The organism is Micropruina sp., from assembly GCF_047606365.1.
GTDB lineage: Bacteria > Actinomycetota > Actinomycetes > Propionibacteriales > Propionibacteriaceae > Micropruina.
Window position 1 is genome coordinate 17,926 of record NZ_JASGEN010000009.1, and the last position, 10,198, is coordinate 28,123.

Genomic DNA, 10,198 nt, shown 5'->3' on the forward strand with positions numbered 1-10,198 from the left:
GGTTGGGCCCGTGGATGCAGAGGAGTTCCGGGCCCACGGCCACCGGCTGATCGACTGGATCATCGACTACCGCCAACGTCTCGACACCTTGCCGGTGCAGGCGCAGGTCGGGCCCGGGGAGACGTCCGACAAACTGCCCGAACACCCCAGTGAGCCGGACGGCTTCGAGGCACTCCTGGCCGACCTCGACCGGGTGGTGGTGCCCGGGCTGACCAACTGGCAGCATCCGAGCTTCTTCGCCTGGTTCCCCGCCAACAGTGAGTACCCGGCGATCCTGGCCGAACTGGTCTCGGCGGGCCTGGGCGTGCAGGGGATGAGCTGGGTGAGCAGCCCGGCCGTCACCGAGGTGGAGACCCGGATGATGGACTGGATGGTCGAACTGCTCGGCCTGCCGGACGCCTTCCGTTCGACCAGCGCCCGCGGCGGGGGAGTGATCCAGGGCTCGGCCAGCGAGGCCACGCTGACCTCGGTGCTGGCCGCCCGGTACCGGGCCACCGGCGGTGCGGTCAATGCCGACTCCGACACCACGAGACTGGTGGCCTACGCCACCTCACAAGCGCATTCGTCGATCGAGAAGGGTCTGCGGATCGCCGGCATCGGCACCGACCATCTGCGCATCGTGCCGCACGACGAGAACTTCGCGATGCGTCCGGACGCCCTCGCCGAAGCGATCGCCGCCGACCGGGCCGCAGGTCTGGTGCCGTTCTGGGTGTGTGCCACCGTCGGGACCACGAACTCGCTGGCGGTGGACCCGGTGCGTGCGGTCGGCGAGATCGCCCGGCGGGAGGGGTTGTGGCTGCATGTGGACGCCGCGATGGCCGGTATCGCCACCCTGTGCCCCGAACTGCGCTGGCTCAACGACGGCCTCGAGCTGGCCGACAGCTACGGCACCAATCCGCACAAATGGATGGGCGTCACCTTCGACTGCAACCTGTTCTGCACCGCCGACCGGGCCAGCCTGCTGGGGGCGTTGAGCATCCTGCCCGAATACCTGCGCACCGCGGCCGCCGAGTCCGGCGCGGTGATCGACTACCGCGACTGGCAGGTGCCGCTGGGCCGCCGGTTCCGTGCGCTCAAGCTGTGGTTCACCCTGCGCACCGACGGTGTTGCCCCGGCCCAGGCGATGGTCCGCGACCAGCTCGCGTGGACGTCCGAACTGGCTGAATGGGTGGCCGCCGATGAGCGGTTCGAGATCCTCGCGCCGCACCCGCTGAACCTGTTGTGCGTGGCTCTGCGCGCCGGCGACGACGCCACCACGGCGCTGATCGAGGCGGCCAACGCCACCGGCGAGGTCCTGTTCACCCGCACGGTGCTGGGTGACCGGGTGGCCCTCCGGTTCTCGATCGGCGCTCGCAGCACCACCCTCGACCACGTCCGGGCCGCTTGGCGCCTGCTCCAAGAGCTCGCCACTTAACGGGGGACGGTTCTCCCGGTCACCGGGGACGGTTCCTTTGGTCACTGGGAACGGTTCTTTTGGTCACTGGGAACGGTTCCTTTGGTCACTGGGGACGGTCCCTTGGTCGCCAAGTAAGGGGCTTCTGGCGTCCAGAAGTGTCCCCAAGAACCATCCCTGGTGTCCGCGGGAACCCGTCCCCAGTGACCAAAGGAACCGTCCCCGGTGACCGAAAGAACCGTCCCCGAAAGTTCGAACTCAGCGGACGGCGAGCAGGTCCACCACGAAGATCAGGGTCTCGCCGGGTGCGATGACGCCGGCGGCGCCACGATCGCCGTAACCCAGGTGTGCCGGGATCACCAGCTGACGGCGTCCGCCGACCCTCATGCCCTGGACGCCGCGGTCCCAGCCGGCGATGACTTGGCCGACGCCGAGCCGGAAGCTGAGCGGTTCGCCGCGGTTGTAGGAGGCGTCGAACTCCTCGCCGCTGGAATGGGCGACGCCGACGTAATGCACCACGACGGTGTTACCGGCCGCGGCCTCGGCGCCGTCGCCGACGGTGATGTCGGTGATGGTCAGGTCATCGGGGGCTTCGCCGGGAAAATCGACTTCGGGCTTCTCGTAGGTCATGCGACCAGCCTTGCACAGGCCGTTGGTGGGACCGGGACCGATCCACGGCTGCTCGCGCCGCTGCGCCATCCCGGGCTTGCCCCGGGATCTCCGCACGACTCCCGCGCAGAGATCCCGGCGTCCGCCGGGATGACGGGGCGTCCGCTGAGAGGACGCGGGTAGGGCACGGTCTCGGCAGGCTCGACCGACGGGCTGGGGTTCGAGTAGGGGTAGACCAGCTCGACCGACGGTGGGGGTCAGGTCTCGGCAGGCTCGACCGACGGCGGGCTAGGTGGCCCAACCCTTAGAATCAACGGGTGATCCGCACCCTTGACCTGCGTGGGCAGGCCGTTGACTACCGCACCGTCGTTCCTCGGGCTCCGATGGACGTCGAGCATGCGGTCGACGTGGTGCGGCCGATCTGTGACGCGGTGGCCGAGCGCGGCGCGGACGCCCTGCGCGAGTTCTCCGCACGCTTCGACGGCTGTGAGCCGTCCGAGCTGCGGGTCCCCGCGCAGGCGATCGCGGACGCCGAGGCCGGGCTGACCCCGGAATTGCGCGGCGCGCTGACGGAGTCGATTCGCCGCCGTAGGGCGGTCGCCGAGTTGGAGGCGCGGGCCGAGGTCCGGCGCGCTGAGCCGGCGCCGGGTGCGGTCGTCGAGGCCCGGGCGATCCCCGTGGAGCGGGTCGGACTCTATGTGCCGGGCGGGTTGGCGCCGCTGGCGTCCTCGGTGCTGATGAACGTGGTGCCCGCTCAGGTGGCCGGGGTGTCCTCGATCGCGGTGGCGTCCCCGCCGCAGGCCGAGTTCGACGGCCTGCCGCACCCGACGATCCTGGCCGTCTGCGCGCTGCTCGGCGTGGACGAGGTGTACGCCGTCGGCGGGGCGCAGGCGATCGCCATGTTCGCCCACGGTGTGGACGGGCTGTGCGAGCCGGTGCAGCTGGTCACCGGGCCGGGCAACATCTACGTGGTGGCGGCCAAGCGGCTGCTGCGCGGCAAGGTCGGCATCGACTCCGAGGCCGGCCCGACCGAGATCGCCATCCTCGCCGACGACAGCGCCGACCCGCGCTTCGTCGCCGCCGACCTGATCTCGCAGGCCGAGCACGACCCGCTCGCCGGAGCCGTCCTGGTCACCGATTCGACCGAGCTGGCGGACGCCGTCCGTGCCGAACTCGAGCCGCAGGTCGCAGCGACCACCCACGCCGAGCGGATCCGGACCGCGCTGGCCGGTGAGCAGTCCGCCGTGGTCCTGGTCGATGACCTGAACCAGGGCCTGGACGTGGTCAACGCGTACGCGGCCGAGCACCTCGAGATCCACACCCGGGACGCCCGGACGATCGCCGGTCGCGTCCGCAACGCCGGTGCGATCTTCGTCGGACCGTGGTCGCCGGTGTCGCTCGGCGACTACAGCGCCGGCAGCACCCACGTGTTGCCGACCGCCGGCTGCGCCTGCCACTCGTCCGGTCTGAACGTGAACAGCTTCCTCAAGAACGTGCACGTCATCGACTACTCGCGCGAGGCGCTGCTCGAGGTGGCGAGCGTGGTCGAGACCTTCGCTGCCGCCGAGAACCTGCCGGCCCACGGCGCCGCGGTCACCGTTCGCCGTCCGGCCCAGTGACGATGACCACCCGAGCGCACACCGTGCTCCAACCCCTCGATATTCCGATTCACAAGCAGATTCACCACAGAGAAGGCGGATCGATGAAACCCAATCCGACGCTGGCCGACCTGCCGCTGCGTCCCGAACTGGTCGGCGAGGAGCCCTACGGCGCGCCCCAGTTGGACGTGCCGGTGTGCCTCAACGTCAACGAGAACCCGTTCCCGCCCAGCGCCGAGATCGCCGCCGACATGGCCGCCGCGATCACCGCCGGAGCCACCGGAATGAACCGCTACCCGGATCGCGAGGCGACCGGTTTGCGCACCGCACTGGCGGCGTACCTGGGACACGGGCTCACCATCGAGAACATCTGGGCGGCGAACGGCTCCAACGAGGTGATGACCCACGTGCTGGGTGCCTTCGGCGGCCCCGGCCGCACGGTGCTCAGCTTCACCCCGACCTACTCGATGTACCCCGAGTACGCCCGTAACACTCACACCCGTTACGTCACCGCGCCACGTCACGAGGACTACACCCTGGACGCCGAACTGATCGGCTCCGCGATCGCCGAGCACGACGCCGACGTGGTGATCATCACCACGCCGAACAACCCGACCGGCACCCCGACCGCGCTGCAGGTGATCGCCGAGGTGCTGGCGCACACCGACGCGATCGTGGTGGTCGACGAGGCCTACCAGGAGTTCTCCCGGCACCCCGAGCAGACCGCGCTGACCCTGCTGCCGCGGTTCGGCAACCTGATCGTCAGCCGCACCATGAGCAAGGCGTTCGCCCTGGCCGGAGGCCGGATCGGCTATCTCGCCGCCGCGCCCGCGATCGTGGATGCCTGCCGCATCGTCCGGCTGCCGTACCACCTGTCGGCGCAGACCCAGATCATCGCCGAGACCGCCCTGAAGCACGCCGACTTCCTGCTCTCTCAGGTCGATCAGCTGCGCCGGACGCGTGACGAGATGCTCGTCCGGCTGCCGGAACTCGGTGTGGAGGTGATCGACTCGGACGCCAACTTCTGCCTGTTCGGCCCGTTCCACGACCGGCATGATGTCTGGCAGCGGCTACTCGATCGCGGGGTTCTCGTCCGGGAGACCGGACCCAAAGGTTGGCTACGGGTTTCGGCCGGCACCCCGGACGAAACCGAGACGTTCTACACGGCCCTGGCCGAAGTACTGGAGGAGATCCGATGACGGCACGCACCGCGGTGGTGGAGCGCAGCACCAGTGAATCGACGGTCCGGGTGGCGGTGAACCTGGACGGCACCGGCGCCTCGACGATCAGCACCGGCGTCGGGTTCTACGACCACATGCTGACCGCGCTGTCCAAGCACTCGCTGATCGATCTGGAGGTGACCACCACCGGCGACCTGCACATCGACGGCCACCACAGCGTCGAGGACACCGCCATCGCGCTCGGCCAGGCGGTCAAGCAGGCGCTCGGCGACAAGCGCGGCATCGTCCGGTTCGGCGATGCCACCGTGCCGCTGGACGAAGCCCTCGCGCATGCCGTCGTCGATGTCGCCGGACGCCCCTACGCGGTCTGCGCGGGCGAGCCGGACGGCCAGATCTACGCGCTGATCGGCGGCTCCGGCGTGCCCTACGCGGGCTCAATGACCTACCACCTGATGGAGTCGTTCGCGATCAACGCCGGCATCTGCCTGCACCTGAGGCTGCTCGCCGGACGCGACCCGCACCATATCGTCGAGGCCCAGTTCAAGGCGGTCGCCCGGGCGCTGCGGATCGCGGTCGCGATCGACCCGCGCGTCGCGGACGCGATTCCGTCCACCAAGGGCTCGCTGTGACCGACCCGCGTGTGGTCGTCCTCGACTACGGCTCGGGCAACCTGCATTCGGCGACCCGCGCGCTGCGGGCCGCCGGTGCCGATGTCGTCCTCACCGCGGACGCCGACGCGGCCTTGGCGGCCGACGGCCTCGTGGTGCCCGGAGTGGGTGCTTTCGCGGCATGCATGGACGGCCTCGCCGCCGTCGGCGGGCCGGCGATGGTCCGGCAGCGGCTCGCTGAGGGTCGTCCGGTGCTGGGTATCTGCGTCGGCCATCAGGTGCTGTTTAGCCACGGCGTCGAACACGGCCTGGACGCCGCCGGCGTCGGCGTCCTGTCCGGTGTGGTGGAGCGGCTGACCAGCGCCCGGCTACCGCATATGGGCTGGAACACGGTCGAGGCGCCGTCCGATTCGGTGTTGTTCGCCGGACTGGCGGGGGAGCGGTTCTACTTCGTGCACTCCTACGGCGTCCGGTCGTCCGGCGACCTGCCGGGGGAGGCGAAGGTGACCTGGGCCGAGCACGACGGCGACCGGTTCATCGCCGCCGTCGAGTACGGGTCGTTGTCCAGCACCCAGTTCCACCCGGAGAAGTCCGGTCAGGCGGGCGCGCGGTTGTTGCGCAACTGGATCGCCACCCTGTGACGCCGGCCGCCTATCGGGCCAGCAGCCGTCGGGCGAACTGAGTGATCCGGGCGGGATTCTCCTCAGCCATGAAGTGCCCGGCGTCGATCGGTTCGTAGCTGAAGTCGGGCGCCCAGGCACCCCAGATCTGGGTGGGGTCGAATCCGAGCCGGCTGCCCCAGTCCTGGGAGATGGCCGCAACGGGCATCGTGAGTTGCCGGCCGCTGGCGCGGTCGGCGCGGTCCATGTCGAGGTCGATGCTGGCGGTGGCTCGGTAGTCGGCGACGATGGACGGCACCGCGGCGACCGATGCGCGCAGGTAGTGCTCGCGCACCTCTGGCGAGAAGGTGGTTCCGGTCGGATCCCACGCGTCCAGGAACGACGCGAAGAACTCCTCGGCGACGGCTTCGATCATCTTCTCGGGCAAGCCCTTGGGCTGTGCCATCAGGTAGAGATGCCAGGCCACCTTCGCATCGACGCCGTGGAGGACGTCCCAGGTGTCCATGGTCGGCAGAACATCGAGGATGCCGACGTGGGTGACCGCCTCCGGGTGGTCGAGTCCAGCGCGGACGGCGACCAGCGCGCCGCGATCATGACCGATGACGGCGAACCGGTCGTGGCCGAGGTGCGCGGCGACCTGGACGACGTCCGCAGCCATCGTCCGCTTGGAGTAGACCTCGGGCGTCGTGGCGTCCGGCTTGTCGCTGTCGCCGTAGCCCCGCAGGTCCAGGGCGATCACGGCATGGTCGCGGCTCAGGTCAGCGGCTACCGCGCTCCACATCAGATGGGTCTGTGGGAATCCGTGCAGGAGGACCACGGCCGGGCCGTGTCCGGCGTGGGCGACGTTGAGGGTGACTCCGTCCGCGCCGGTGATTCGCTGGTAGGTGAAGTCGGGGATGGTGAGGTCATTCATGGGGCTCTCCATTCAGGTGGGTGCTCGAAGGGGTGGGCCGGCCGGAGAAGATTCCGTGCTGGCCGGCGACGACGCCGCTGCGCAGTGCCGGCAGCAACACCGCGTCGACCAGCGCCTCGCGATAGGTCATGTCGGTCGACAGTCCGTTGAGTTGGCGGATGACGAGCACGGCCGCTCCGACCTCCTCGTAGGCGAAGGGGTCGGCGGACGCCGGCAGCTCGCCGCGCTCGATAGCCGAGTGCAGCACAGCCTCGGTCAGGCGCGCCCCGGTCGGACCCACCGAGGCCTCGATGTGCTCGCAGAGTTCGGGATCGCGCAGGCCTGCCTGCATGATCATCAGGCTGACTGCTTCGCCGGCCCGCATCGTCGCCTCCAGACGGGCCAGCAGCGCCAGCAGGTCTCCGCGCAGGGAACCCGTGTCGATCGGCTCGGGCTTGGTTCCGGCAGCGGGCCCGGCCTTGATGGCGGCGACGATCATCTCCCGCTTCGTGGCCCACCGACGGTACAGGGTCCGCTTGGACGCCTTGGCCCGTCGCGCGACCTCCTCGAAGGTGACCCCATCGACGCCTGACTCACTCAGCACGTCGAGAACGACGCGAAGAATCTCCGTCTCTCGAACGGCATCGCGTGGCCGGCCCGGTGGACGAGGCGGTGCTCCCGCATTCAGATACGACACGGGTCGTATCGTAATAGGTGTGCTCGCGCTCGGGTCGGGCTGCCATCGTCAGAACTCGGCGCGCGGGTGGCCCCTCGCGCCGAGGGGGCGGCACACTGAGTCATGGAACTGGACACCGCCGCCCTGCTCGCCGCAGCTATCGAGAACGACTTCACCGGAGTGATCCGGGTCGAGGCGGGTGGGGAATGCCTGTTCGAGCAGGCATTCGGAATGGCCGATCGGGCCCACCGCATCCCCAACACCCCTGACACCCAGTTCGGCATGGCCAGCGGCTCGAAGACGTTCACCGCGCTCGCGGTGCTGTCCCTGGTTGCCGAGGGCACGATGGCCTTGGACGACCCGGCCCGCCGCTGGCTCGGCGGCGATCTGCCGCAGGTCGACGACGCCGTCACCGTGCGCCACCTGCTCGGCCACCGATCCGGGGTCGGCGAATACCTCGACGACGATGCCGATGCCGACGAATATCTGGTGCCCGGCAGTCCGCACATCTACACCTCGCCCGAGGATTTCCTGCCGCTGCTGGACGTGCCGATGCTCGCCGCGCCCGGCACCGGCTTCGAGTACAGCAACGGCGGCTTCGTGCTGCTCGGCCTGCTCGCTCAACGGGCGTCCGGCGTCCGGTATCAGGATCTGGTGCGCGAGCGGGTGCTGCGCCCAGCCGGCCTGCAGCACACCGACTTCCTGCGTTCCGACGAACTGCCCGGCTCGGCAGCCCTCGGCTACCTCTACCCGGACAGCCTGCGCACCAACATCTTCCACCTGCCGATCGAGGGCAGTGCGGACGGCGGCGCCTACCTCACCGTGGGTGACGCCCGGATCTTCTGGCTGGCGCTGGCCGCAGGTGCGATCGTGCCGCTCGAACTGGTCGAGGAGATGACCACTGCGGTGTCCGACCATGATCCGGAATGGCCGTACGGCTTGGGGTTATGGCTGCCGAGGCCGGGTGGAGTGTGGGCGATGGTCGGTGCGGACGCCGGCGTCGAGATGAAGAGCGAACATGTGCCCGCCCATGATCTGACCTGGACGGTGCTGGCCAACGAGTCGGAGAAGGCAGGTCCGATGATGAGGCACCTGCGGCTGTGGCGCGAGGCCGCCCTCGGCTGAACCAGCGACGAATCGCAGGGCGTACCGAGGTCGAAGTTGGTACGAAAAAGAACCGTCCCCCCGGTCACCGGGGACGGTCTCTTGGCCTATTGACAAAAAGTATTGTCGGATAGCACGCTGATGCCATGCCGGCAGCAGCGATCGAACTTCTGGACCAGGACGGTCAGGTCAAGGCCGCACTGGCGCCGATCCGCCGCCGGCTGCTCGAGCTGCTGCGGCAGCCGGCGTCCGCGACCGAACTCGCCAAGCAGACCGGACTCACGCGGCAGAAGCTGAACTACCACCTGCGGGTGCTCGAGCGGGCCGGGCTGGTCGAACTGGTCGAGACCCGGCAGCGCCGCGGCTGCGTCGAGCGGGTGCTGCGAGCGACCGCCGACCAACTCGTGGTCGATCCGGCGATCCTGGCGCCGGGGGAGCAGGTGCGCTCGCGCGACCGGTACGCCGCAGAGCATCTGGTCGGCGCCGCCTCCGACGTCGTCCGGAACGTATCCCGGTTGCAGGCCGGCGCCGAGGCGTCGCAGAAGCGGCTGCTGACCTTCACCGTCGAGGCCGATGTCACGTTCGCCCAGCCCGCCGACGTGCATGCCTTCACCGATGCGCTGGCCACTGCGGTCGCCGAACTGACGCAGCGATTCGGGGCAGACCGGGGGCAACGTTTCCGCCTGCTGATCGGCGGCCACCCCACGAGAGGAGAACGCAGCGATGACTGAGGAACGACCGGTGATCGAGGTGACCATCGCCGCACCGGTGCAGACGGTCTGGGCCAGCCTGCGCGACCCGGCACTGATCCGGCGCTGGCACGGCTGGCACACCGAGGGTCTCGACGACGAGATCGCGCTGATCTTCGGCACCGAGGGTGCGGACGATGAAGCGCACGTGTTGCGGGCGAACGCCGGCGACCTGTTCGAGGTGGACGCCGTCGACGGCGGCTCGCGGGTACGGATTACCCGCGCGCCGCTTGTGCCCGGCGACGAGTGGAGTGCCTACTACGACGACATCACCGAGGGTTGGACGTCGTTCCTGCAGCAGCTCAAGTTCATGCACGAACACCACCCTGACGAGGATCGACGCACCATCTTCCTGATGGCGCGCGGCGAGCCGGACGCGCCGCAGCGCCTGCGCAGCTCGGTGCCGACGCGGGTCGGCGACACCTGGTACACGGCCGAGCGACAGCAGGGTGTCTTGCTGCCGGATCTCGGTCCTGGCCTGCTGATCCTGGTCGCCAAGGAACCGGCGGCGGACGAAACCGGCCGGATCGTGGTCGACGCGTCCGCGATCGTCACCTGCTACGGCCTGGACGACGATCGGTTCGCCGAGGAAGAGGACCGGTGGAACGCCTGGTGGCGCGGCGGCTATCCGGTCGGGCCATAAGAGGTTCCGCAGGTAGGCGAATGTCGATTGGCCGCCGCCCCAGCACGCACCTGAGCACCTTCTCCTCGGTCGTCGTGGCTCCGCCACGACTCCCTCGTCGGCGGCACTCATGCACGCACTGGAAC

The 10,198-nt window shown here is 69.3% G+C and carries 11 protein-coding genes; 8 read left to right on the forward strand and 3 right to left on the reverse strand.

Going from position 1 to position 10,198, the window contains the following annotated elements; translation table 11 throughout:
• Window positions 1-10 precede the first annotated feature (10 nt).
• On the forward strand, window positions 11-1,414 hold the full coding sequence (locus tag QM624_RS01745; RefSeq protein ID WP_415088372.1) for a pyridoxal-dependent decarboxylase: 1,404 nt from the start codon (window positions 11-13) through the stop codon (window positions 1,412-1,414).
• Between the two features lie 237 nt (window positions 1,415-1,651).
• Here QM624_RS01745 and QM624_RS01750 read toward each other — a convergent pair whose 3' ends face one another.
• Entirely contained in the window at window positions 1,652-2,023 is a 372-nt protein-coding gene (locus tag QM624_RS01750) for an FKBP-type peptidyl-prolyl cis-trans isomerase (RefSeq protein WP_415088373.1), read from the reverse strand.
• Window positions 2,024-2,319: 296 nt separating this feature from the next.
• Between QM624_RS01750 and hisD the strand changes: the two genes are divergently transcribed.
• The 4 genes from hisD (at window position 2,320) to hisH (ending at window position 6,030) form a co-directional block, all read left to right on the forward strand.
• Entirely contained in the window at window positions 2,320-3,621 is a 1,302-nt protein-coding gene (gene hisD, locus QM624_RS01755) for a histidinol dehydrogenase (protein WP_415088375.1), read from the forward strand.
• An 83-nt stretch (window positions 3,622-3,704) separates the two neighbouring features.
• Window positions 3,705-4,799, forward strand: coding sequence for a histidinol-phosphate transaminase (locus tag QM624_RS01760; RefSeq protein WP_415088376.1), 1,095 nt, complete (start codon window positions 3,705-3,707; stop codon window positions 4,797-4,799).
• Complete coding sequence (gene hisB / locus QM624_RS01765) at window positions 4,796-5,410, forward strand: imidazoleglycerol-phosphate dehydratase HisB (RefSeq protein WP_415088377.1); 615 nt, start codon at window positions 4,796-4,798, stop codon at window positions 5,408-5,410. The genes QM624_RS01760 and hisB overlap by 4 nt, the downstream gene beginning before the upstream one ends.
• Window positions 5,407-6,030: an imidazole glycerol phosphate synthase subunit HisH gene (hisH, locus tag QM624_RS01770; protein WP_415088379.1), complete on the forward strand. Its 624-nt coding sequence runs from the start codon at window positions 5,407-5,409 to the stop codon at window positions 6,028-6,030. Before hisB ends, hisH begins: the two co-directional genes overlap by 4 nt.
• Before the next feature lie 10 nt (window positions 6,031-6,040).
• Here the strand turns inward: hisH and QM624_RS01775 are convergent, their stop codons facing one another.
• Both QM624_RS01775 and QM624_RS01780 read right to left on the reverse strand, forming a co-directional pair.
• Window positions 6,041-6,922 (reverse strand): alpha/beta fold hydrolase, encoded by an 882-nt coding sequence (locus QM624_RS01775; protein WP_415088380.1) that lies wholly within the window; start codon window positions 6,920-6,922, stop codon window positions 6,041-6,043.
• Window positions 6,915-7,526 carry a TetR/AcrR family transcriptional regulator gene (locus QM624_RS01780; protein ID WP_415088386.1) on the reverse strand — a complete coding sequence of 204 codons (612 nt, stop codon included), beginning with the start codon at window positions 7,524-7,526 and terminating at the stop codon, window positions 6,915-6,917. Before QM624_RS01780 ends, QM624_RS01775 begins: the two co-directional genes overlap by 8 nt.
• 174 nt (window positions 7,527-7,700) lie before the next feature.
• Here QM624_RS01780 and QM624_RS01785 point away from each other — a divergent pair, with 174 nt between their 5' ends.
• From QM624_RS01785 to QM624_RS01795, 3 genes are all read left to right on the forward strand, one after another.
• The gene (locus QM624_RS01785) at window positions 7,701-8,702 is read left to right on the forward strand and encodes a serine hydrolase domain-containing protein (protein ID WP_415088381.1); all 1,002 of its coding nucleotides are present in this window, start codon (window positions 7,701-7,703) and stop codon (window positions 8,700-8,702) included.
• 125 nt (window positions 8,703-8,827) lie between these two features.
• Window positions 8,828-9,412 (forward strand): ArsR/SmtB family transcription factor, encoded by a 585-nt coding sequence (locus QM624_RS01790; protein ID WP_415088382.1) that lies wholly within the window; start codon window positions 8,828-8,830, stop codon window positions 9,410-9,412.
• Window positions 9,405-10,073 (forward strand): SRPBCC family protein, encoded by a 669-nt coding sequence (locus QM624_RS01795; RefSeq protein WP_415088383.1) that lies wholly within the window; start codon window positions 9,405-9,407, stop codon window positions 10,071-10,073. The genes QM624_RS01790 and QM624_RS01795 overlap by 8 nt, the downstream gene beginning before the upstream one ends.
• Window positions 10,074-10,198: the final 125 nt, after the last annotated feature.

Coding starts and splice junctions, on each gene's coding strand:
- QM624_RS01785 (WP_415088381.1), top strand. CDS start 7,701: ATGGAACTGGACACCGCCGCCCTGCTCGCCGCAGCTATCGAGAACGAC.
- hisB (WP_415088377.1), top strand. CDS start 4,796: ATGACGGCACGCACCGCGGTGGTGGAGCGCAGCACCAGTGAATCGACG.
- QM624_RS01790 (WP_415088382.1), top strand. CDS start 8,828: ATGCCGGCAGCAGCGATCGAACTTCTGGACCAGGACGGTCAGGTCAAG.
- QM624_RS01750 (WP_415088373.1), bottom strand. CDS start 2,023: ATGACCTACGAGAAGCCCGAAGTCGATTTTCCCGGCGAAGCCCCCGAT.
- QM624_RS01775 (WP_415088380.1), bottom strand. CDS start 6,922: ATGAATGACCTCACCATCCCCGACTTCACCTACCAGCGAATCACCGGC.
- QM624_RS01760 (WP_415088376.1), top strand. CDS start 3,705: ATGAAACCCAATCCGACGCTGGCCGACCTGCCGCTGCGTCCCGAACTG.
- QM624_RS01795 (WP_415088383.1), top strand. CDS start 9,405: ATGACTGAGGAACGACCGGTGATCGAGGTGACCATCGCCGCACCGGTG.